We start from the raw sequence: 21862 nt of genomic DNA, 5'->3' as shown, positions 1-21862 counted from the left end.
TCAATCCACCGCTGAACAAGCCACTGCTCGTTTAGGTAATCTTAGCCGCGGCAATAATAAGCCCGCCAGCACGACCATCATCCCCACCCACTGTAAGCTGCTGATCGATTGTCCCATCGCCAGTGAAGTCAGCACTGCAAAAATTGGCACCAGATTGAAGAATACCGCCGCATTGGCTGAGCCCAGTTTGCTGATACCGTTGAGCCATAGCAGGTAGCCAGCGACGGTGCCAAATAAGCCGACATATAAGATCTCACTAAAGACCAAGTGCGAACTTTGCCATAGTTCCGTCCAAGGTTGCACGTCGGCAGATGCCAAACACATCGCGCCAATCACCACCGCACCACTGACCATGCCAATAAACGTGTATGGCAGTACCGGCATCCAACGGCTAATACCTTGGCTGCAATAGGTATAAAAGCTCCACGCTAACATGCCGAAGAACACCAACTTATCACCGTGGTTAAGCTGCATGTGTAGCAGGTTGTCGAGCTGGCCATTACTGATCACCAGCAACACCCCGCTGAGACTCACCAACACACTAATCCCTTGTGCCATAGACGGCAAACTGCGCTGCACCACGCAAGCGATCAGCGCGGTGGTTAATGGACTCAGCGCCATGATCAACGAGCCATTAGTTGAGCTGGTGTAACTCAAGCCGGTAAATAGTCCAAGGTTGAGACCACCAACCCCCACAGCGCTCACAGTAATGACCCAACTCCATTGCCACCATTGCAGCTTTGGTATGCCACTGCGGCGTATTTTCAAGTACAGCGCCAAGCACAGCGCCGCAATCACGAAGCGCCACAGTACCAAGGTTAGCGCGTGCACTTCGGTTAACGCATCTTTACCAATCGGAAAACTGCTGCCCCAAAAGAAGGTACACAGCACCAACAGCAACACAGCGTTGAGCAGAGAATGGGTTTTCATAGAGATTCCACTAAGCTTGTCAAAACAGTAGCGCTAGTGTATTGATTTCAATTACTAGATAAACAGGCAAAAATAAGACGTCAGATTCCATATATGAAACCTAACTACTCATTGGACGATTTACGCTGCTTTTGCACCGTGGCGCGCTTAGGCAGTTTTACCGCGGCAGCCACGCAGTTGGCGATGCCGTTATCCACATTAAGCCGCCGCATTCGCCAGTTGGAATCCGACCTGCAACTACGCTTGCTAAACCGCGACGCGCATCGGGTGATGCTGACCAGCACTGGCGAGCAGTATTTTCAACGCAGCAGCGCGTTGTTTGAAGAGCTAGCCGATATCGACGAAGACTTGCATCGTGATAAACAACGTCCTTGTGGCAAGATCCGCATCTCGGCCCCCATCAACGCAGGCAATGCGCTGCTACGCGAGCTGTTTTATGACTTTATGCAGCAGCACCCTAGCATCCAATTAGATCTGCATTTTTCCAATTCGCTGATTGATATCGAGGCCGAGGGCATGGATCTGGTATTCCGCGTCGGTAGCCCGATTGTCGAAAACTGGATTGCACGACCACTCAAGCCATTACACTTTATTGTGTGTGCGCCCAAAGATTACGACATCAGCCATATCCGCGAACCAGAGCACCTTTGCGGCCAGCCGATTATTCTGTGTCGGCCGATGATCCCGTGGCAGCTTCGACACCAATCAACAGAGCAAGAGTTCGACTTTCAACCACAAAAAATGGTGCGGTTAGAAACCGACGAGATCGGCATGTTAAGCCATGCCGTCATCGCCGGGCTAGGCATTGGTTACATACCGGATTATTTTGCCCTGCCGATGATTGCGGCAGGCAAACTGCAACACGTGCTGCCGCAGTGGCGTAGTAAAGCGAGAATGTTGTTTATGCTGTATCGCGATCGCGACCATCTGCCGTTGCGGGTGCGGCTATTGATTGAGTTTATGTTGGCGCGTTTTCAGCAACCGCTAACGGCTTAATCGGCCAGCAGCTCCAGCGCTCGCTGCAGTGATTTTTGCTCGGCAGCGTCTTGGCTTAACTGCAACACCCGCTCAGTTTGCTGCCGCAAAGACTCAATTAACGGGCCAACTACCGCTTGTTCCTGGGTTGAGCCATGATTGCGCGCCATATTGAGCCATGCGGCGGCCTCAACCACATCGATACGACCAAAGCTGCCATCGGTGAGGGCAATCGCCAGCTCGATCATCGCCATCACTCGCTGTTCATAGCGAATCGCTAAGCGCAGATATTGCTCCGCTTGGCTTAAATCGCTGCCAAATGATGGCTCGTCGTTCAGCATGTGCTGCGCCCGCGCCAACATCGCATCAATCTGCCCTTGCTCAGCCGCTTCGGCCAGCCACTGCTCACTGGCAACCACATCTGCCTGACAGCCTTCGCCGCGCGCCAGCATGATCGACAGATGATACTGCGCATGCGGGTAGCCACTTTTGGCGGCATGCGATATCCAGTTAAATGCCTCGGCAAACTGTTGTTGTTGGTAATACAGCACGCCCAAATTCGCCATCGCTTCGCTCTGCTCGGCGTTGGCCGCCAGTTGCAGGTAGTGTTTGGCTTGTACTAAATCGGCGGAAAAACAATGGCTGCCAACCATGTAGAAATACCCCAGCAGTGCCATCGCATCCACTTGCTGCTGCTTGGCGGCATCAGCAATCAAAGGTTCACCCAGTGCTGGCTGCGGCTCAGCCGCGTAGCCATGCAGTAACGCGACGCCATGTTCATACAAGGCATTGCTATTCTGTTTAGCGGCTAAGCTAAACCAATAGGCGGCTTTTGCCAGTAATGGCGCTGCCACCAACTCGGTGGCATGAGCATCATCATGCTCGGCTTGGGCAGTCAGCGCGCGGTTTTTAAACGCCATGCCCAGCAGATATTGCGCTTCGGCATCGTCTTGCATTACTGCGCGATAACACAACTCGCGACTATCGAGTTCGCGATTATCGGCCACCTCATACGCTGGCGCATCCTGCTTGAGCAGACGGGGATACAGCAACTCGACCATGTTGCGCAGCCCGTGCAGCGCTTTATCTGCCAGCTTGAGTAATTCACTGTGAGACAGGTGATATTTTTCTGGATGCGCACCGCGGTTCCCATCGGCACGTAAGCGATGTAATGCGCGAGTGACCCGCACATCAATCAACCGCTGGCGATTGAGCTGCTCAATACGCTCGTAAAGATTAGGGCTATCAAAGCTCAGCTGCGCCTGCTCGGCCAGCAAGCTGGTCAGCCGATGGGCAAAACTGCGCACATGCAACAGCGCTTGCGTGGGCACATCATGCATGTAGCGCTTGGCACTACGATATTCTTCGCCAAGTGCTGGCGATAACGCTGCCACAAATGCCACATCATCCAGCATAGTGAGCTTCCTAAGTGATTACGCGATCTGCCGCTGTACGCGGTACAACCTAAACAGTGCCACGTTGACATACAAACTGGCGAAACCAATCGCCGTTTTGATGATCAAATTTAACAGGCTTGGTACCTCTGGCAGTAGTTGCGCCAGTATCGACTCGACCATCATAAACGGCAGATAGCACAACAGTACCAACATAGTTTTGCCGGTAAATCCTTGTGAAAACATAAAGCTTTCACGGATGGCTTGCATGGGGGAGAGATGCTCCACCACCAGCATAAAATTCACGTAGGCTAAGCGTGCCATCAGATAAATACTCATGCCTAGACCAACGACCAACAACGGGCCAAAGCTGGCCAGTATCAATGTTGGTGCCGCTATCGCCATGCCGGACAATACGCCCGCCAGCAATAAACCGGGTAAAAAAGACAAGCTGTTTTTCATGACCTGCCACGTGGTTGGATTATGGCCGCGACTTCTCATCTCCATAAACAGCGTGAGTGCCGCAATCAACAAGGTAAACAGCAGCAAAATAGTCAGTACCGCAGCGATTTGTGTACCGCTAAATTCGGGCGCTTGCTGATCCATCTGCATTACGGTATCGCCCAACCAGAGTTGTAGCGCCAACTCAATAAGCAAAATCGGCAGAGTTAACATCGCAAGTTGTGCGAGATGATTGCGGAAGAAATAGTACGCTTCAGCAAGGGTGGCAGACAAAGGCATGCAGCTTTCCTGAGATGAGTTAAACCAAAAATTTCGAGGCCAAGAATACCGAAAAAGCCCAGCCAATGCACCGCACAATTAGCTGGTTACCGCGCGCTATCAGTAAATTCGTGCATCGGCCAACGGTTTATGTCTAGAATGATACTGATTTTTAGTTGACGGAGTTTTATGCATGAAAGCCTCATTATTGATTGTCGCCACGTTATCTCTACCAATGGTGGCGCATGCCGGCCTGCTCGATAACATCTCCTCGAAGCTGACCCAAAAGCCAGCAGTCAGCCAACCAGCAACCACTACCGCATCGAGCGACTTAGTGAGTAGCGTTATGTCGCAACTCAATCTCAATCAACATCAAGCTGAAGGCGGCCTTGGTAGCCTACTAACTATGGCACAGTCCAGTCTAAGCAATGACGATTTCAGCCAGATCACTGACGCGATACCTAACGCCAACAGTCTGCTGGCCGCCACGCCAAGTGTGGATAGTCAATCGGGTTTAAGCGGTTTACTGTCGCAAGCTGGCAATGTTGGCAGCTCGCTGCAAGGCAGCGCTATGGTGTATGACGCCTTTGCTAAACTGGGGATTTCTAAAGAGATGATCGCGCCAATGGTCGACATTTTGAAAAACTATTTGCAAAGCCAAGGTGGTGCCGATACCGCCTCATTGCTGACCCAAGGTTTAGGCGCCCTGCTGTAATCAGGAGAGGTTCGAATACGCCTCAAGGGGCGCTACGTCGGTGTAACGTTGCCTGATGCCGAACGCACTTTGGCAAAAACAGCAATGGCGCTGTATGCCTCGCCCTGCTGGGATAGGTAAGCTAGTGCACTTTGGAGCCATGCCCCCATATCGCCTCCGTTAGCTGCTTTGAATAGCTGGAGACGACCAATTCAGCGGGTCGCGAAGAGTTGTTCGCGACTTTCTAAGGGAACTCATTTAGGCAATTTCGCCTCTAACTTCTCACCAACTCAGCGATGGAGTCATCAATATGATCGCCAAGTTAAAACAGTTTTTAAGTGAGCTGCAAGAGACACCCAATCCAGAGCAACAAGCACATCAACTGCGTTTAGCTGCCGCCTGTATGCTGCTCGAAGTGGTCTTTGCCGATGAGGAGATGTCTGCCGATGAAGCCTCAATGTTACCGACATTGCTCGCGCAAACCTTAGACATTGAGACCACTGAAGCGCAATCGTTGATCGAAGAAGCTAAACAGCGCGGCAGTGCTGCTACCTCGTTGTTTGAATTTACCTCAGTGATTAACGATAACTTTTCCATTAAGCAAAAACAGCAATTGGTGCTGGCGATGTGGCAGATAGCCTACGCCGATGGACACCTTTGCCAATATGAGGATCAGATCATCCGCCGTTGCGCTGATCTGTTATATCTCAAACATTCAGAGTTGATCCAACTGCGCAATAAGGCGATGGCAGATTAGCCTCGCCTTTATCGCCGCAACGCAGACTTAGGCGAGATGGTGCGCCATCTCTTCGCCTGAGCCCACTAACTCTTCGAGTTTTTTGGCTAACCCATCCATCTGCAAGTGCACGCCAAACTTATCAGTTTGCAGGCTGAGCCAACTGGTTAACTCGTCGGCGGGATGCTTATCCCACTCATCGAGTAAATGCTTGGCTAACAATAATATCTTCGCGTAGTCAGACGGCGGATTAGCCGCTTGGGGGTTGTCTTGATAGCGCAAGCCTGCAACTAACTCGCCAGAAAAGTGCCACTCATTGGCTAACAGTGCGGCGACTTCTGCTGGCGTATCGCCAATAAGGTGGGCAGACAGCTTGTTTAAGTCAGCGCCTTGCTGCACCGCGGCTTGCACTTGTTGCCACTTGGCGGGTTCTAATAAAGCCAGCAGCAACTCGCCTAAATTATGCAATAAACCACAGGTAAACGCGGTATCTGCGCGTAACTTGGCGCGCTTCGCCAACTCCTTACTGAAAAATGCCACCTCAAAGCTACGCCCCCAAAAGTCGATGGGATTAATGCCCGGAGCCACTTGAATGGCAGAGGTGATCGCCGATGCCAGCACCAAAATCCGCAATGGCTGTTGCCCAAGGCGGATCACCGCTTCATCGATAGAACCAATCTCACGGCTGCGGCCAAACTTAGCAGAGTTAGCCATACGCAATACTTTGGCGCTGATGAGGGCATCATGGGAAACCTTCTCGGCCAACAGATCCATATCAGCGTTATCGTCGTTCACAATATCCAGCAGTTCACTGATCGCCTTAGGTAAGCGCGGTAACTGTTCAATCCGGCTGGCAAGCTGAGCATTCCCCATAGTGATCTCCTTTATCAACGTGAGAGATTAACTATAGGTCAGCTTGTGGTTATCGGTGGCAAACACACAAAAAATTAAGCCACTCAAGGTGGCTTTCATCATTACAACGCTGTCGGCTGCGGCGTGCGTCGTTGCTTAACACGCAACTGGTACCACAGCAACGGTAATAACAGCAGCAACAGCAGTACGGCGTAAATCATGGCGCTACCCAACGCGACGCCGAATAGTAGGCATAATACGCTGCTGACAGCGGCTAGACGGCGAATTTGCGGCAATAGTTTAAAGGCGGCCAGCATCGACAATAAATAGATGATCACAAACACACCATTGGCCCAAGAGATTAACTGATCGAGCCGCACATCGGCCAGATAGTTCACCGTCATTACTCCTGACATCACTAACAGTACGGTAGCTAATGCACGCACTGGCACCCCAGCACTATTACGCGGTTTAAACCACGCAGGCAAAATGCCCTGCTCGCTGAAACTCCATAATAGCCGCGCCACACTAGCACAATACACATTGACGGTGGCCAGCCCAGAAGCGATACCTAACAGGCCAATGACCCAAGCCCCATAGCCGCCCATCAGTTGGTTAAACGCACCAATCATCGCCAGCGGTTGCTGATTGTCAAAGCGCAGTAACAGCCAGCTACAACCAAGGTAAATTACGCCCACCAGCACAGTGCCGGTCATCATGGCGGGCACCATATCTTGCTTAGGCCGACGAAAGTCACTGGAGAGATGGGTCATCGCTTCAATGCCAAGAAAGCTCCAGAAGGCAATACCGAGTGCGGTTAAGGTGGTGTCGATGCTAATACTAGGTAAGGTTTGTTGCGGTGCAGGTGGCGGTTGGATCACGCCCACTAAACACAGCGCCAAAACCACCACAATCATACCGAGCGTCAACGCCAATTGTGCTTTGGCGGAGATCTGAATGCCGCGCAAGTTAATTAGCAACAACAGCAGCAACACCGCCAGCTCACAGCCCAACACCCACGTGCCTGAGATAGGTAGCAATGCATTGACAAATTGCATGGTCATCAACACTGCGGCAGGCGCACCAATCGGCACAATCAACAAGAAACTTAAGCCAACTGCGCGCCCGAGGACACGGCCAAATGCTTGCTCAACAAAATACGCAGGGCCAGCGGCATGCGAGAACTGACTGCCCAAACGAGCAAACACTAACGCGATAGGAATAATGGCTAAGGTGAGCAAACCCCACGCCAGTAAAGCTCCCACGCCAGCAATTTCGATAGTCATCTGCGGTAAAATAAATACCCCAGTGCCAAGTAAAGTCGTCGCCATCAGACCCGCTCCCTGCCAGCGACCGATTGTTCCTGAAGATTGATTCATCTGCTACATTAATGCGCTCAAAACATAACGGCAGTATAACGGTTTCAAGTTGGGCAATCTGTACCAATTGGCCGTGATTATTGCGCATTTCGCCGACGAATCGTCGGCAGCACCGCCCATTTATCGGATCGTTAATGCATGGATAAGTTCGACCAAGCCATCATCGCCGCCTTGCGCCAAAATGCACGCATGAGTGTTTCTGCCATCGCCGAACAGATTAATCTGTCGCGCAGTGCCGTGTCGGAAAGGTTGAAGAAACTGGAGCAAACGCAGGTCATTCGGGGTTATCAAGTGCTTACTAGCGAGGCCGAGAAACAAGCCGTCAGCGCCTATTTTGAGGTGCATCATCAGGCCAAAAGCTGTGCGGAGTTAGTGGATTTTTTTCGCGCGATTCCCGAAATCATTACCTGTCACGGCATCTCGGGCGATATGGATTTGTTGATCTACGTTAATGTGCCCACCATGCAGCGGTTACACAAAGTGCGTGAGGCGATTGATGCTCATCCAGCGGTATGCAAAATCAAAACGCATGTGGTAATGAGCGAATGGATTAATAACCTGCCCGCGCAACTGTAGCCACGCGAGCGGATTAAAGGAAGGTGCGACAGCATGTTCGCACCTTGCCAAGCAAGCTTAGAAGGTCAAATCACCACGGATAACAGCTGCCCAAACATCAGAGTTAGCAGAAGTACCGCCTGGATTGCCCATAAACTGCAGCTCTGGGTGCAGTTTGAAATATGGCGTGACTTGCATGGTGTAATAAGCGGTAACGCCCCACTCATCATTTTGCACATCAACTAACTGACCATTGCGGATCTGCAGGCGTTCGCCATCAGCTAAACGTTGGCTCACGTGCAGGTAATGTGCAGCAACTCCTAAGTTGTCATCGTCGCGACCATCAAACAGGCCTTTGTAGCTCAAGCCAACAATCAAGGAGCGGTCAACGGTGGTCATATCACGGTCGTTGAAAGTCCCCATGGAGAAAATGCTCAAGCCTTGGTCTGAACCATCTTCAGTGGTTAACTGTTGATCCACCACAAAGTAACCGCCGTTACGACTGTTGTTACGTTTTGCTTCGCCGCCGTTCAGCGCCAGCGGTTGTCCATCTTCGTTGAAGTACAGATCATCACCGCCAACATTATCGTGCCAGAAGCCCAACTTGTAGGTACCGGGCAGGTTGTTGATGGTTGGGTTCCAACCTAACTCAACAGGCAAAGTCACCCCTTCAGTGCCTGACGCATTGAGGAAGTTCAAACGTTGACCATGAGACAACCAGTTAGGGTTCATCTGAATCGCACCAACGCGCAGATACCAGTCATCGTTGAACTGGTAGTTAACCACTGCAGCCCAAGGCGCAATTGGGAAGTTATAAATGGTGTTGTTGAAGTTACCAGGCTGAGAGCTACAACCGCCAAGGTACGCCATTTCACAACGGAACGCGGCAAACTGGCTGCTAAAGCCCATACGACCCAGTTTGATATCTAACTTGTCATCAAACAGTTTCTGTTGGTAATAGAATGCTGAGATACGAGTAGTACGGCCACGACCATAAACTTCTAGCGATTGCAGCAACTGACCAGTTTCACCTTTAGTGGCTAAGCTTTCGCTTTGACCACCACGGTTAACAAATTGCATATGGAAGCTGGCGCCAGACAAGTCGAACAGTTTTTCAAGGTCAGTATCAACCCCAAAAATAGTTTGGTCTGCATAGCTGTATTCATGCTCTGATTGGCCACCTTTAATGTTGGTACCCGTTTCAAAGGTATACATTAACTGCAGATCAACACCCTTATCGTGCAGTTGGCTGCGTAGACCGCCTAAATCGCCAGTAAGGTAGTTATCCGCGTTAAATTCATCAGCATTTGCTGCAAACAGACTACTGCCGAGCAAAAGACATCCTGCTACTGAGAGAGATTTTTTGTAATTCATTTTAATAGTTTTGTGCCGGCAACTGATGGACCCCACCAAGAGTTACTACAACGTCGACACTCATCCTGATTGGTTAGTTATTTATGGTCGCAAAGCGCGATTATTTTTGTAGGTCATCTACATTAAACTTAGTTAACTTAGTTAACTTAGTTAACTTTATTAAGTTAAATCTAATGTTGATTCCTGCGTATATGTACCATTATTAAATTTGTTGCTCAAGTAGAATCATCAGAATGTTAAAATATAACTCATGAACTTATATCTCTTTAATCCCACCTCTGTATAACAGAAATCACTTTAAAACAAAATCATTGAAAATCAATAAATTAAATAATATTCGACATGTAACCATCAACAAAAAAACAAAAGACATATAACAACCATTAGCGTTTATGCAGCTAAAAAAATAGCAAAAGCAATCACAACCAGCACACCTTAATTAGCCAGAAAGACCAAAGAACTTTTGCATGAAATATTAAAATATCCACGGTGACATATCTCTCAACATGTTTTTACATACCGACAACAATTTGTATTTGTAATATAAATATATTTGCTGATAACTCGCGAGCGGAAATATTCACTTTTAAAAAAGGTTATGACTCTCAGTTAAGATGTGGCAGATATCTTACGGCTGCTCACTCTGACATTCCAAACCCATGAGATGATTGCCGACTTCCCCTTCATGCAAGCGATCACCTTAACACGGATAGCGATGTGGCCCGGTATTCGGCAATGTGAACTTGCCGAACGGCTCTCCATGCAACCTATCAAACTCAGCCGAATTATCGACCAACTCGAAGCGGCAGGATTAGTCGAGCGGCGCAAGCCCGCTCATGATCACCGGGTACGTCGGCTATACGTTCTACCAGAGGCACAAAATGTACTTGAACGCATCAATGTGGCGGTAGATGACATCTGGCATCCCGTCTGGCAAGGGATTGATTGCCAAGATATTAATAGCTTTCGGCGAGTATTGTCGGCGATGCATCAAAACCTGATCGCCAACAATACCCGTTTTCCGCAGTAACAGCGGTTAGCATGCGCTCACACAACAAAAACGCCACCGGCGTGCTCGTAGGTGGCGAATCCCGTGGAGGTACGGGTAAAGGGGTCAAATAAACGACGAAAAGTGGCATCCTGCCCATTAACTTCCTTGTCACAAGCTGCAGACCTATCTGTCTGGGCTTTCAATATTTCTCTAGTATTTAGCGAGTTACCCCAGCTAACACATATTTTATGTGGCGAAATCCCATTGCTAAGCAATCGTCATTTGCCCGGTGTACAAGATAAAGTGGCGCAGCATTAATACCCCCAATAAGCTGCAGCTCGCAGTGGCGGCCACATAGGCCCACTTACGTTTGGCGGTGGCGGTCATGAATAGATTCATGGCCAAAGGTACAGATAACCCGAGCACGAGTATGCCGCACCAGAACACCACGCCCCAGAAGCCAAAGCCTAGCGCATGTAGCGCCGCCACTTTACTTTGACCACCAGTAAGCATTAGCCCCATGAAGAAGGTGAAAATCACCACAATTTCCACCAAGATCAATGGGATCTCAATTTTGTGAATAAACTTAACCTCCCGACCATCTGGGTTGCCGTTGAGGAAAACACCCCCGAGCAGCGAAGATGCCGCACCAGAGCTTAATCCCGACAGTAAGAACAGAATTGGCAACACAGGATTGTTGAGCATTGGATAACCTGGCAGAGCCGATAACAGAAAGCCGGTGTATGCTCCCAATGACAATGACAGAATCAACAAAACCCCCGTAATGGTTGGTTCGTTACGCTGGAGCCAAGCGGTAATATGTCGCAGCCAAGGTACACGTGTTTCACTCCATGCATCGATATAGGGGCGCATCACCAATGCGATCCACATAAACATCAGCACGGTATATACCAGCAACACCATCACACCGACCGACATCACCGAGGTGGAGTTGTAGAACAGTAGAATTTTCCAAAACTCCAGCGGCTTAGTCAGGTCGAGCACGAGTATGCCTAACCCCGCCATCACAGTTATCGGCGCGATGATACAAGCCGCGCGAATAAAGCCTGACTCATGCGGCGCATCTTTCACACATAACTGCTTTAATAACACGGCAAAGAACATCGCCCCAGCCGATACGCCAGCCAGAAACAGATAAAACGCAATTGGCCAATGCCATACCAAATATTCACTATGAAAGGCGCTCATAAAGTTATCCCCCCCGCTTTAGCACGAATACGAAACAGTTTTGGATGGGTCCCAATATCCTCTTTCGCGCGATAAACCGGTTGCTGATTCAGTGCCGCCACAATAGCGCTATTGGGATCATCAATATCACCAAAGGTCAGAGCCCTAGTAGGGCAAGCCGCTACACAAGCGGGTGATTTGCCTTCGCGCAGATTGCTCTCACGGCAAAAATCACACTTATCTGCCGCATGGGTGACAGGATTAATGAAGCGGATGTGGTACGGACAGGCAGCAATGCAGTATTGGCAGCCAACACATTTCCAGCTGTTGACGGTCACAATGCCGGTTTCAGGGTCAACATACGACGCGCCGGTCGGGCACACATTGACACATGGCGCCTGCTCACACTGCTGGCAAGACACACGGCTAAAGTGATAATACTGATGAGGAAACTCGCCATATGGCCCAGTGCGTTCAATCCGTAAACGCGCTACGCCTTCGGGCACTTGGTTAGTGGCTCGACAAGCCTCTGAGCAAGCATTACAACCAATACATTTGGTTTCATCATGCAGCATGGCATAACGATGTTGGCCTACGGTTTGATCTTTAGCACCGGCATCATGCAGCAAATACAACGAGGTTGCCGCGACGAGCGCAGTACCACCTTTAATAAATTGGCGTCTGACATTATCCACGATTCACCTCCTGCGCCGGCTGGTCTGCATGACACTGACGACACTGCTGGCTGCTAGATTCAGTCAACGCTGGGTCATCTTTGACATGCAACTTATGGCATGACCAACAGTAAAGCTTGTCAGCATGCATGTTGTGGAACCAGGCCTTGTCGCCTAGTGCTTTCGCATCATGGCACTGCCAACACGCTTGGTTAGCGATCATTGCATCTGTGGTGATATCGTCCGCAAACACGCGCAAGTCATTCGGTTTACGTGGATGGTTACCTTTTTCGCCATGACAGTTTTGGCAACTAAGGTTGAGTTGTGGGTTAGCGTGAATGCCTAACATGGTGCCATTACGCTTATGGCATTTCATGCAGGCGTCTTGATTAATGGGTGCTGCGGTTTCGCTCTCCGCATTGGCTGGGCTGATGAAGCTTGACAGGCATACCAATGTGACGGCACCGAGCACTGTGCGCCAAGGTTTCCTGGACATATGATGTCCCCCAAAAAAATGGAAAGACCAGTGGCACGATATTACTGGCGCCACTGGCGCTACTAATGATCATGCGGCTAATGCCTGACTTAGATGTTGTGAATCAAATGGATGATCACGCTTCATATCGATAAGACGTATATTCATCTTCTGTAGTAAAGGCAGTACGCTTGCATTATCTACATCACTGAAATCACTAATGATCATTTTGATTTCTGATGAGTTTTGGTCGATAAGTACATAGTCCAAATAGCCATGTGGTTCTGTTTCATTGAGTTCCATTTCTAGCACCGTATCTAAAGGAACATGACTGCAAATTTCATATTGACCCTTAGTTAAGCTTTTAAGTGCTTTAAAGAAACCGAGACTTTCATTGTCAAACAACCTGTTTTTAATTTTTGCATGAAGAGGTGCATCACCTTCATGTTTAAAAAACTTGATACAGGTTAAAACAAAAGTCACCACAACAAAGGGCACAACGGCGAAAATGACGAAGTATGCAAAGGCATAACTTAGATAGACAGATAGGATGTTCATATTTACCTCCAATCATTGTTTTATTTTTTTAGATGCGATTCTTTACCGCAATTGGAGTATTAGAGAAAAGGCGGAGATATATCTTGAGGATGATCACATTTAACCTCAACCTCCAACACGGAATTGAAAATTTAAGATACTGATAAAATTTAACTTTTTTAAAATTCAATCATTAAAAATTAGATAGTTAACATCTGATTTTTCAATAGTTGAAAATGCAATTTTCATTTTTCGAAAGTCACATTTTTAGAATGCACTGCCTCATAAAACCCATAAGAAATACACCTTAAAGCAAAGTGTCAATTTTGTGACGCGACCTGCCTATTTTTGCAGCTATAATTTATGTTAATGTCATAAAGTTGTTTTCGCATATGGACAATTAAATAATGAAACATATCGACTTTGAGAAATTAGATATGATGAGCCTGCTCATCATTGTTAACCTTTGCGAAAATAAATCTGCCACTCAGGTTTCTAAAATCCTCAATATTCCACAACCCAAAATTAGCCGCAGCTTGCGTAACGTTCGCGCTATATTTGGCAATGAATTATTTGAGCGTAAAAAATATGGTTTAATTCCCAATGATTACGCTAAATCTATCTACCCGATTGCCAAAGAAATTGTAGAACAGGCACAAAGATTTAATCACCTTGGGCAAAAAAATAAAGGCCAAGAGCGTTGGTTTGAAGTGGCTATCCCCGGCTTAATTAGTTATCTCTACCCAAAAGCGTTAATGCATTCTGTAAAAAATGATCATAAGCATTTTCATCTTAATTTTAGTCCTTGGAATGCCTCTACCCTACAAAGCATTATGGATGGCGAGATCACCTTAGGCATCTGCTGTGGTAATCATCAAGAAGCACAATCACTGGTGCAGAAAAACTTTGAAGTAGAATATGTCAAATCGCTCAGCGAGCTGTACCTCATCTGCAGCAACGAGCATCCACTATTACAACAAGAACTCACCTTAGAGCGGATTGCCGAATATCCGTTTGTCAAAACCGACATTGGCTGTAACCCGCGCAGTACTTGCCCCTTTGAAGATTACTGCCATAGCAACGGTATTCCACTCAATGTCGATATCTGTATCAGCAGCGTGTCATCGCTGTTCCTCTATCTACAAGAAAGCCAAGCCGTCGCTTTAGTGCCGTACCATGCCATATTTGAACTGCTACCAGATGTCCCGATGGTGCACGGTATACGTCTCGCCGATGTTGAGACTGAAAAACTATTTCAAGTCGCCAGTCCAAGAACAGTAGAGATGATCTGTAGCACCGACAATACCGATGAAGATCTTAATTGGCTGAAACAGCAACTTCGCGAAGTAACCACCACATTAGTCTAAGGGCTTACTGATCATTGCCCAGCAGAGATGGCTGTTTTTCCACCGTATCGCATCGGTGTGGCGACAACGAGGCGCAAGGCACAAACCGCGAATGCGTTTACCCCTTTTGCCAATGGGCGCAAATGGTTACACTAAGCCCAGCCAAATATGGGTAACCGTTTATGCAAAACAACTTCCACGCGGAGCTAAATCTACTTTGGGGTGCATTCATCCTTGAAGAGCTGGCTCGGCTCGGCGTTCAACACGTCTGCATGGCACCAGGTTCACGCTCAACGCCGTTGACACTGGCCGCCTCACAGCAACAAAAACTCAAGCAACACCTTCACTTTGATGAACGGGGTTTAGGCTTTTATGCGTTGGGTTTAGCAAAAGCTAGCCGCGCGCCGGTGGCGATAATCACCACCTCAGGTACCGCAGTGGCTAACCTATACCCTGCGATGGTTGAGGCATGGCTCACCAATGTTCCGCTGATTGTATTGTCAGGGGATCGCCCGCCAGAGTTGATCGGCTGTGGTGCCAATCAAGCCATTGTTCAGCCCGCTATTTTTGCTAACTACGCCAAACGTTGCGATCTGCCTACGCCAGATACCAGCATTCGCGCCAGTGTGTTACTCAGCAGCATCGATGAAGCCGTGGCTAACCTCGATGGGCCGCTACACGTTAACTGCATGTATCGCGAGCCGTTATATCCGGCCGACCTAGGTAATATGCTGACGGCGAATTTATCGGTAGAGCTCGGCTTATACCGCGATCAAGTCCAAACTTGGCTGCAACATAACCGCCCATATACCCAATATAGTGATGCGCGGTTTGCTAACCTGCCGAGCAAAGATGCGTTAAGCCGCTTTGTGCACGGCAAAGGGGTGATTATTGCTGGCACGCTTGATAGCAACGAGCAACCAGAACAACTGGTGGCGTTAGCCGCCAAACTGGGTTGGCCATTGCTGACCGATGCCCAATCACAACTGCGGCAACATCCGGCAGCCATTGGCAATATCGACCAACTGCTGCAACAGCCACAAGCTAAAGCGCTGCTGCAACAAGCCGATCGCGTACTGCTGTTCGGCGGGCGTTTACTCTCCCAGCGGCTAATCAGCTACTTAGCGGAGCAGAGCTGGCACAGCTACTGGCAGGTATTACCGCGGCAGCAACGGCTCGACCCAAGCCATCAAAGCAAGCAAGTGCTACTGGCAGAATTAGCGCAAGTGGCCGAACTCGACTGGCCGCGCTCGTCCGCCGCCCATTGGGCGTTACCGCTGATCACCCAAAATGAAGCCATGAGCCAACTGTTCACCCAGCAGATTGACCACGGTGGCTTTGGTGAAGCCCAAGTGATCCGCCAAATTGCCCGCACCCAAACCGGACAACAGCAGCTGTTCATCGGTAACAGTTTGCCTGTGCGCTTATATGATATGTTTGCGCCGATCACCAGCGAGCCCGCCACTACCTATACCAACCGCGGTGCGTCTGGTATTGATGGTTTGATTGCCACCAGCTGCGGCGTAGCCGCGCACCAAGGCCGCCCCACCACACTGATTATTGGTGATATCTCCGCCCTGCACGACCTCAACTCGCTGGCGTTAGCCCGCCAAGCGCAAGCGCCATTAGTGTTGGTCATTATTAATAATGACGGTGGCAGCATCTTTAATATTTTGCCGGTGCCAAATGACCACGTGCGCCAGCAATATTATCGCCTTGGTCACGGCCTAGAGTTTGGTTACGGCAGCGCCATGTTTGGTTTGCCATACAACCAAGTAGATGATCTCATCGGCTTTATTGATGCCTATGAAGATGCGTTAAGTTATCACGGCGCCTCAGTGATTGAAGTCAAAGTGCCACCGACACAGTCCAGCGACCAAATCGCGGCTATCGGCCAATGGGTTAGACAGAGCTGATGCTACACAGTCACTGCGTCGGCGATAAGCGCCAGCCAGCGCTAGTGCTGTTGCATGGTTTCTTAGGCAGTGGTGCCGATTGGCAACCGCTGCTAGCCAAACTCAGCCAACAGTTTTACTGCATCACCCTCGATTTGCCCGGCCATGGCGCTAGCCAAGTGACACTCCCCAATGCCCCAGATTTGACGCTGTTGGCCCAAGGGCAAACCGTGAAACATGCCGACGCCGTATTGCAACATTGTGCCGACTTAGTACAACAAACGGTGCAGGCGCTCGGTATTCAACAATATCACTTGCTGGGGTACTCACTTGGGGGCAGGATAGCCTTACATGTTGCCGCACGGTACACCGCCCAGTTGCTTAGCTTGCAACTGGAATCGTGCCATCCGGGCCTTAACACTGAGCAGGAACGCCAGCAACGCGCCGCCAATGACGTGCAGTGGCAACACAGGTTGCAGCAGCAATCAATGCGCCAGTTTCTCACCGCTTGGTATCAACAAGCGGTATTTGCCGAACTCACTCCCGCCCAGCGCGAAGCACTAATTGCCCAACGCGAGCAGCAAAATATCAGCGCATTATTGGCCATGTACGCTGGCACATCGCTCGCGCTGCAAGCAAGATTATGGCAACTGCCACAGCAGTTAACCTGCCCGGTGCATTATTATTACGGCAGCCAAGATGCCAAGTTTGGCGCTATCGCGTCTCAGTGGCAGGCAGCAGCGCCCGTTACTTTGCACCCAGTAGCCAATGTGGGGCATAACTGCCACAAAGGACAACCCGCCGCCTTTTTAGCGCAGCTGTTGCCCACACTGAACTCAATTGCGGAGAACCATGCATGACGCTCGAATCCTTTAGCCTCGCCCGCTACCGCATCCCACTCGACAGCGCGTTGCCAGTAGGCAAACAACGTATTGAATTACGCCAAGGCTTGATCCTGCAAGCGCGTGCTAATGAACAAGATTATTATGTGGAGATCGCCCCACTCAGCGGCCTTGACCGTGATGGCAGTGAAATCAATGGCTTCAGTTTAGAAAGCCTTGATGAAGCGATCACCGAGCTGCAAAGCTTACTGCAAGCCATTATTGAAGGCTCAATGACGTTAGATGCTGCCGCCGAGTTTACCCAACTCGCCTCTGTGGCGTGGGGCTTAAGCCTACTGTCAGCCAAAATCAATCAACAGTTGCCGGTGCATCACACCCCGTTTGAACCTGTGCCGCTGATCGTCCCGCGCGAAGGCGAGCCAGAAGTGATGTTGCGCCAACGGCTGATGGCGATGCCGAACAATATCCATCGCGTCAAAATCAAAGTGGCGCAAACCACCATGGCCGAAGAGCTGCAACTGATCCATCTGGTGCAAGAGATCCGCCCCGCCGTCAAACTGCGCCTCGACGCTAACCAGGGCTTTGAATTTGACGAAGCCGAAGCCTTTTGTGCCTGCTTGCCCAAACAAGCGATTGAATACATTGAAGAACCATGCCGCCAATGGCAGAAAAACCGCGCTTTGTTTGCCAGCACCGGCGTGCCGTACGCATTAGATGAAACCCTCGGCCGCCATCCCGATTTTGTGCCCGCCGATGATGCCTACGACAGCGGCCTGCGCGCCTTGGTGATCAAACCGATGCTGTGTGGCAGTTTACCCAAACTACAACGGCTCATTGATCATGCCCACGGCTTAGGGCTGCGCTGCGTACTGAGTTCATCGATTGAAACGTCACTGGGCATTGCCGATATTTTGCATGTGGCCGCCGCGCTGACGCCAGACGACACCCCCGGCGTTGACACCTTAACGCCATTTACCAAAGCGCTGATCGAACCCTACGGCGATAAAACCTGTTTAGCGTTTGATTCGCTCACACCGGTATTTAGCATTAGGAAGTAACTTGGCCGTTTCACCTCTACATCAAGCCGCTGCCCGCCAGCCTGACGCCATCGCGTTACTCAGCAGCGGCCAGCGCTACAGCTATCGTCAACTATCACAGCAGGTAATTGCCCTGGGCGCATGGCTTAGCCAGCAAGGGCTAACGCGCGGTGACAAACTCGCCGCTATCGCCAGCAACTGTGTCAACATGGTGCTGCTGTACTGGGCCTGCGTCGATCGCGGCCTGCTGTTTAGCCCGCTGTCGCCTAAGTTCCCTGACCAGCAACTGCTGGAGATTATGCAGCGACTGCAGCTCAACCAGCTGTGGTGTCCAGATGAACACCGCGCGCAGTTATGGCAACACGCCCAGCGGCTACAGCCTGACTTTAACGCTTTGGCCGAATCGTTAGCCGATAGCAACAATCAACCGCCGGAGATTGAGATTGATCGGCCGGTCGATATATTGCTGACCTCCGGCTCCTCTGGCCTGCCCAAAGGCGCAGTGCATTCGCTCAGCAATCATATCGCCAATGCCAGCGGCAGTTTGCAGCGCATCAGCCTTAGCACCAATGATGGTTGGCTGTTATCGCTGCCGCTGTTTCACATCGGCGGCCTCGCCATTGTGAACCGCTGCGCGCTAAGTGCCGCCACCATAGTGATGGTGGATGACAACTTACCGCTGAGTGAACAGCTACAGCGCGATCCCATCAGCCATTTGTCATTAGTAGCTACCCAATTACAACGGTTATTGGCTGATTCGCCAGCCAGCCTAAGCAAGGTTAAATGCCTACTGCTCGGCGGCGGCGCCATTGGCACGGAACTCACCGATGCACTGCAACAGCTCGGTATCAGCGCCTTTACCAGCTACGGTATGACCGAAATGGGCTCGCAAATCACCACCAGCGCCGCCCATATTCTCGGTAGCGGCGAACTGCTACCTAACCGCGAACTCTGTATCAAAGACGGCGTAATTTGGGTTAAAGGCGCCACACTATTTTTGGGGTACTTGCAGCCTGACGGCAGTTTGCTGCGTGACACCGACAGCGATGGCTGGTTTTGCACCAAAGATCGCGGTTACTTTGATGAACACGGCCAACTGCACATTCAAGGCCGTAGCGACAACATGTTTATCTGCGGCGGTGAAAACATTCAGCCAGAAGAAGTCGAAGCCGCGCTCAAGCTACACCCGCAAATTGTTGATGCGATTGTGTTTGGCGAAGCCAATGAAGAATTTGGCCTACTGCCTTCCGCCATTCTCAAAACCCGCGACGGCACACTGCCCAGCGAAGCCGAACTCACTGAATTTCTGCTACCCAAAATCGCCCGCTTTAAACGCCCTCGCGTGTATTACGCTTGGCCGCATGGGGATTTTCAGGGGTTGAAGGTACAAAGGAAGAAGGTGATTCAAGCGATAATCACTACACCTTGAAAAAGTGGCGCTTTGAGCGCCACTTTTATTGGTTGAAAGTTAATAGTGGCAGCTTTTACAATCCCGTTCTGCCGTTTTACCGTCGTGGCAGGCCCAACAATACTTACCACTGTTGTGGTCTTTCAGGGTGAAACTGTAGCGCTGTGGTTCAAACAGTGCTTGGTCTGCTTCGGTACTGTGGCAGTCATTACAGGTGTAATAACCTTCTCGAGCGTGGGTTTCATAGGAGAACACAACGGCTCCCTTGCCCCCACCGCCATATTGCCGATCCTGTCCTACCGGTGTTGCCATCGAATTTGGCAACACCAAGGCAGAGGCAACCACAGCGCCAAGCATAACGATAAATGCGGTGGTCAGTTTCATTACACCCCCTGCGTCAAAATGGCAGGATCGACCTTGTTCACATCAGCCACTCCAGTGAGCACCATGCTAGATACCAGTTCGGTATGGAAGCGTTTGAACTGCATTTCGACGCCTTTAACCCCACCACCTAAGCTAGCGCGCAGCATGGGCCGACCAACTAACACCGCTTGTGCGCCACTGGCGAGCGCTTTAAGTACATCGCCGCCATCGCGTACACCACCATCAACAAGGATTGGCATACTGTAGCCGCGGTCACGCACCGCTTTTACGATAGCAGGCAGTACGTGCATTGTCGCCGGGGTAGAACTGAGTACCCGGCCACCGTGGTTGGATACTATGATTGCACCGCAACCGGCTTCAGCACACATGAGCGCTTCATCAACGGTCATGATGCCTTTGGCAATAAATGGGATTTTGGCGTAGTTGACGATCTGTTTGAGTTTTTTCAGGTCTTTCGGCTCAACGGTTTTCCCCGGCAAGGCGCGCGCCGCACGGCCAGCGGAATCAACATCAATGGCAAAGAAAGGCGCCCCAGCTGCTTGCACTATATCGATACGCTCAAAGATCTCTTGTTGAGTACGAGGCTTAATTTGTGCGATGGCACGTCCTTTAAACTCTTGTACCACCGTCATGCGACGTTGGTAGGTTGCTAATGGGTCACCGATACCGTCTGCCGCCCAACCTAAACATCCTGCGTTAGCCGCACCTTCAATAATGCCACGGGCATACTTCTCTTCGGTCATCACCTCGCCGTCAAACGCAAGTTTGTTAGCCGCGCCCATGTTATAGGTCAGGCCACCAGTAATACCAGTTAAGATCGGCATTGCTAGTTTGACGCCCAATAGCTCAACCTCAGTGTTAGGTTGTGACACGGTATGCACTGTACGCATATTGAGACTCATGGCTTCAAACGCCTCAATGTTGCGTACAAAACTCTGGCGTTTGCCGCCCATGCCAGGCACGGTTTCACCGCAAGGCCCTTTGCCATTACAGCGGCCCGCTCCTGCCATGTCACACGCCGCACAGGTGTCCATAATTTTACGGGCATTGTTGAGGACATCTTTAAGGCTTTTCGGTTGTTTAACATAGCCCGTAACGGCCTTTGGCGGCTCAGCTTGGCTCGCCGCCGCAGCCGCTATGGTAGCTGACTCGGCAGCATGAACAGATGATGATGCGGAGATCGCCAAAGATCCCGCGGTAGCCGCTAGTAAAGCACCTTTGGTAAGAAATTCGCGACGGTCGGCATTTAGCTTGTTGTTATGCATGTTATTGCTTCCTGTAGTTGCTTAGCTCACTGGCGATAATCTACTGTGGGTATCATCAAGCGTGCAGCACTAAAGGCTAAAATTTAGCCTTGTATCTGTTGTTGTTGAAAAATTTGAGGTGCGCATATGTGTTTATGCATTTTTGCATAATCATTGATAAACAATCAGTTAGATAACATTAGTGGCTATATTCACAATCACTGACATTCTG

General features: G+C 50.1%; 22 protein-coding genes. 10 read left to right on the top strand and 12 right to left on the bottom strand.

Going from position 1 to position 21862, the window contains the following annotated elements:
• Nucleotides 1-930, bottom strand: a complete 930-nt coding sequence (locus tag ACN0TT_RS08980) for a DMT family transporter (protein WP_417761811.1) — start codon at nt 928-930, stop codon at nt 1-3.
• A gap of 93 nt (nt 931-1023) precedes the next feature.
• Here ACN0TT_RS08980 and ACN0TT_RS08975 point away from each other — a divergent pair, with 93 nt between their 5' ends.
• Entirely contained in the window at nt 1024-1926 is a 903-nt protein-coding gene (locus ACN0TT_RS08975; RefSeq protein WP_417761810.1) for a LysR family transcriptional regulator, read from the top strand.
• On the opposite strand, the gene ACN0TT_RS08970 is transcribed toward ACN0TT_RS08975, so the two are convergent.
• The gene (locus ACN0TT_RS08970; protein ID WP_417761809.1) at nt 1923-3320 is read right to left on the bottom strand and encodes a DUF4145 domain-containing protein; all 1398 of its coding nucleotides are present in this window, start codon (nt 3318-3320) and stop codon (nt 1923-1925) included. The two genes, ACN0TT_RS08975 and ACN0TT_RS08970, sit on opposite strands and share 4 nt — an antisense overlap.
• 18 nt (nt 3321-3338) lie before the next feature.
• Nucleotides 3339-4040 (bottom strand): hypothetical protein, encoded by a 702-nt coding sequence (locus ACN0TT_RS08965; RefSeq protein WP_417761808.1) that lies wholly within the window; start codon nt 4038-4040, stop codon nt 3339-3341.
• Nucleotides 4041-4212: 172 nt separating this feature from the next.
• Between ACN0TT_RS08965 and ACN0TT_RS08960 the strand changes: the two genes are divergently transcribed.
• Entirely contained in the window at nt 4213-4734 is a 522-nt protein-coding gene (locus ACN0TT_RS08960; RefSeq protein ID WP_417761807.1) for a DUF2780 domain-containing protein, read from the top strand.
• 289 nt (nt 4735-5023) lie between these two features.
• Nucleotides 5024-5470, top strand: a complete 447-nt coding sequence (locus ACN0TT_RS08955; RefSeq protein ID WP_417761806.1) for a TerB family tellurite resistance protein — start codon at nt 5024-5026, stop codon at nt 5468-5470.
• A gap of 27 nt (nt 5471-5497) precedes the next feature.
• Here the strand turns inward: ACN0TT_RS08955 and ACN0TT_RS08950 are convergent, their stop codons facing one another.
• Both ACN0TT_RS08950 and yjeH read right to left on the bottom strand, forming a co-directional pair.
• Nucleotides 5498-6322: an HDOD domain-containing protein gene (locus tag ACN0TT_RS08950; protein ID WP_417761805.1), complete on the bottom strand. Its 825-nt coding sequence runs from the start codon at nt 6320-6322 to the stop codon at nt 5498-5500.
• A gap of 101 nt (nt 6323-6423) precedes the next feature.
• A complete protein-coding gene (yjeH, locus tag ACN0TT_RS08945; protein ID WP_417761804.1) occupies nt 6424-7680 on the bottom strand; it encodes an L-methionine/branched-chain amino acid transporter in 1257 nt (418 codons plus the stop codon).
• Nucleotides 7681-7818: 138 nt separating this feature from the next.
• Between yjeH and ACN0TT_RS08940 the strand changes: the two genes are divergently transcribed.
• Nucleotides 7819-8256 carry an Lrp/AsnC family transcriptional regulator gene (locus tag ACN0TT_RS08940; RefSeq protein WP_417761803.1) on the top strand — a complete coding sequence of 146 codons (438 nt, stop codon included), beginning with the start codon at nt 7819-7821 and terminating at the stop codon, nt 8254-8256.
• A gap of 57 nt (nt 8257-8313) precedes the next feature.
• Here ACN0TT_RS08940 and ACN0TT_RS08935 read toward each other — a convergent pair whose 3' ends face one another.
• The gene (locus ACN0TT_RS08935; RefSeq protein ID WP_417761802.1) at nt 8314-9570 is read right to left on the bottom strand and encodes a carbohydrate porin; all 1257 of its coding nucleotides are present in this window, start codon (nt 9568-9570) and stop codon (nt 8314-8316) included.
• Nucleotides 9571-10225: 655 nt separating this feature from the next.
• Between ACN0TT_RS08935 and ACN0TT_RS08930 the strand changes: the two genes are divergently transcribed.
• Nucleotides 10226-10639 carry a MarR family winged helix-turn-helix transcriptional regulator gene (locus ACN0TT_RS08930; RefSeq protein WP_417761801.1) on the top strand — a complete coding sequence of 138 codons (414 nt, stop codon included), beginning with the start codon at nt 10226-10228 and terminating at the stop codon, nt 10637-10639.
• A 228-nt stretch (nt 10640-10867) separates the two neighbouring features.
• On the opposite strand, the gene nrfD is transcribed toward ACN0TT_RS08930, so the two are convergent.
• From nrfD to ACN0TT_RS08910, 4 genes are all read right to left on the bottom strand, one after another.
• Nucleotides 10868-11809 carry a cytochrome c nitrite reductase subunit NrfD gene (gene nrfD, locus ACN0TT_RS08925; protein WP_417761800.1) on the bottom strand — a complete coding sequence of 314 codons (942 nt, stop codon included), beginning with the start codon at nt 11807-11809 and terminating at the stop codon, nt 10868-10870.
• Nucleotides 11806-12483: a 4Fe-4S dicluster domain-containing protein gene (locus tag ACN0TT_RS08920; protein WP_417761799.1), complete on the bottom strand. Its 678-nt coding sequence runs from the start codon at nt 12481-12483 to the stop codon at nt 11806-11808. The genes nrfD and ACN0TT_RS08920 overlap by 4 nt, the downstream gene beginning before the upstream one ends.
• Nucleotides 12476-12958 carry a nitrite reductase gene (locus ACN0TT_RS08915; RefSeq protein ID WP_417761798.1) on the bottom strand — a complete coding sequence of 161 codons (483 nt, stop codon included), beginning with the start codon at nt 12956-12958 and terminating at the stop codon, nt 12476-12478. The genes ACN0TT_RS08920 and ACN0TT_RS08915 overlap by 8 nt, the downstream gene beginning before the upstream one ends.
• Before the next feature lie 69 nt (nt 12959-13027).
• A complete protein-coding gene (locus tag ACN0TT_RS08910; RefSeq protein ID WP_417761797.1) occupies nt 13028-13495 on the bottom strand; it encodes a hypothetical protein in 468 nt (155 codons plus the stop codon).
• A 386-nt stretch (nt 13496-13881) separates the two neighbouring features.
• Here ACN0TT_RS08910 and ACN0TT_RS08905 point away from each other — a divergent pair, with 386 nt between their 5' ends.
• The 5 genes from ACN0TT_RS08905 to menE all read left to right on the top strand — a co-directional run bounded on the left by ACN0TT_RS08905 (nt 13882) and on the right by menE (nt 20023).
• Nucleotides 13882-14841, top strand: a complete 960-nt coding sequence (locus tag ACN0TT_RS08905) for a LysR substrate-binding domain-containing protein (protein WP_417761796.1) — start codon at nt 13882-13884, stop codon at nt 14839-14841.
• A gap of 161 nt (nt 14842-15002) precedes the next feature.
• The gene (gene menD, locus ACN0TT_RS08900) at nt 15003-16736 is read left to right on the top strand and encodes a 2-succinyl-5-enolpyruvyl-6-hydroxy-3-cyclohexene-1-carboxylic-acid synthase (protein WP_417761795.1); all 1734 of its coding nucleotides are present in this window, start codon (nt 15003-15005) and stop codon (nt 16734-16736) included.
• A complete protein-coding gene (gene menH / locus ACN0TT_RS08895; RefSeq protein ID WP_417761794.1) occupies nt 16736-17575 on the top strand; it encodes a 2-succinyl-6-hydroxy-2,4-cyclohexadiene-1-carboxylate synthase in 840 nt (279 codons plus the stop codon). Before menD ends, menH begins: the two co-directional genes overlap by 1 nt.
• Nucleotides 17572-18615: an o-succinylbenzoate synthase gene (gene menC / locus ACN0TT_RS08890; protein WP_417761793.1), complete on the top strand. Its 1044-nt coding sequence runs from the start codon at nt 17572-17574 to the stop codon at nt 18613-18615. Before menH ends, menC begins: the two co-directional genes overlap by 4 nt.
• A gap of 1 nt (nt 18616) precedes the next feature.
• Nucleotides 18617-20023 carry an o-succinylbenzoate--CoA ligase gene (menE, locus tag ACN0TT_RS08885; RefSeq protein WP_417761792.1) on the top strand — a complete coding sequence of 469 codons (1407 nt, stop codon included), beginning with the start codon at nt 18617-18619 and terminating at the stop codon, nt 20021-20023.
• Between the two features lie 39 nt (nt 20024-20062).
• On the opposite strand, the gene ACN0TT_RS08880 is transcribed toward menE, so the two are convergent.
• Both ACN0TT_RS08880 and ACN0TT_RS08875 read right to left on the bottom strand, forming a co-directional pair.
• Nucleotides 20063-20386 carry a c(7)-type cytochrome triheme domain-containing protein gene (locus ACN0TT_RS08880; protein ID WP_417761791.1) on the bottom strand — a complete coding sequence of 108 codons (324 nt, stop codon included), beginning with the start codon at nt 20384-20386 and terminating at the stop codon, nt 20063-20065.
• Nucleotides 20386-21651 carry an alpha-hydroxy-acid oxidizing protein gene (locus tag ACN0TT_RS08875; RefSeq protein WP_417761790.1) on the bottom strand — a complete coding sequence of 422 codons (1266 nt, stop codon included), beginning with the start codon at nt 21649-21651 and terminating at the stop codon, nt 20386-20388. Before ACN0TT_RS08875 ends, ACN0TT_RS08880 begins: the two co-directional genes overlap by 1 nt.
• Nucleotides 21652-21862 lie beyond the last annotated feature (211 nt).

Origin of the sequence: Shewanella sp. (assembly GCF_048265805.1) — a bacterium.
Taxonomy (GTDB): Bacteria; Pseudomonadota; Gammaproteobacteria; order Enterobacterales; family Shewanellaceae; genus Shewanella.
The sequence above is the reverse complement of the archived record's forward strand: the minus strand, read 5'-3'. Positions and strand labels throughout refer to the sequence as shown.

Coding starts and splice junctions, on each gene's coding strand:
- ACN0TT_RS08980 (WP_417761811.1), bottom strand. CDS start 930: ATGAAAACCCATTCTCTGCTCAACGCTGTGTTGCTGTTGGTGCTGTGT.
- ACN0TT_RS08975 (WP_417761810.1), top strand. CDS start 1,024: ATGAAACCTAACTACTCATTGGACGATTTACGCTGCTTTTGCACCGTG.
- ACN0TT_RS08970 (WP_417761809.1), bottom strand. CDS start 3,320: ATGCTGGATGATGTGGCATTTGTGGCAGCGTTATCGCCAGCACTTGGC.
- ACN0TT_RS08965 (WP_417761808.1), bottom strand. CDS start 4,040: ATGCCTTTGTCTGCCACCCTTGCTGAAGCGTACTATTTCTTCCGCAAT.
- ACN0TT_RS08960 (WP_417761807.1), top strand. CDS start 4,213: ATGAAAGCCTCATTATTGATTGTCGCCACGTTATCTCTACCAATGGTG.
- ACN0TT_RS08955 (WP_417761806.1), top strand. CDS start 5,024: ATGATCGCCAAGTTAAAACAGTTTTTAAGTGAGCTGCAAGAGACACCC.
- ACN0TT_RS08950 (WP_417761805.1), bottom strand. CDS start 6,322: ATGGGGAATGCTCAGCTTGCCAGCCGGATTGAACAGTTACCGCGCTTA.
- yjeH (WP_417761804.1), bottom strand. CDS start 7,680: ATGAATCAATCTTCAGGAACAATCGGTCGCTGGCAGGGAGCGGGTCTG.
- ACN0TT_RS08940 (WP_417761803.1), top strand. CDS start 7,819: ATGGATAAGTTCGACCAAGCCATCATCGCCGCCTTGCGCCAAAATGCA.
- nrfD (WP_417761800.1), bottom strand. CDS start 11,809: ATGAGCGCCTTTCATAGTGAATATTTGGTATGGCATTGGCCAATTGCG.
- ACN0TT_RS08915 (WP_417761798.1), bottom strand. CDS start 12,958: ATGTCCAGGAAACCTTGGCGCACAGTGCTCGGTGCCGTCACATTGGTA.
- ACN0TT_RS08910 (WP_417761797.1), bottom strand. CDS start 13,495: ATGAACATCCTATCTGTCTATCTAAGTTATGCCTTTGCATACTTCGTC.
- ACN0TT_RS08905 (WP_417761796.1), top strand. CDS start 13,882: ATGAAACATATCGACTTTGAGAAATTAGATATGATGAGCCTGCTCATC.
- menD (WP_417761795.1), top strand. CDS start 15,003: ATGCAAAACAACTTCCACGCGGAGCTAAATCTACTTTGGGGTGCATTC.
- menH (WP_417761794.1), top strand. CDS start 16,736: ATGCTACACAGTCACTGCGTCGGCGATAAGCGCCAGCCAGCGCTAGTG.
- menC (WP_417761793.1), top strand. CDS start 17,572: ATGACGCTCGAATCCTTTAGCCTCGCCCGCTACCGCATCCCACTCGAC.
- ACN0TT_RS08880 (WP_417761791.1), bottom strand. CDS start 20,386: ATGAAACTGACCACCGCATTTATCGTTATGCTTGGCGCTGTGGTTGCC.
- ACN0TT_RS08875 (WP_417761790.1), bottom strand. CDS start 21,651: ATGCATAACAACAAGCTAAATGCCGACCGTCGCGAATTTCTTACCAAA.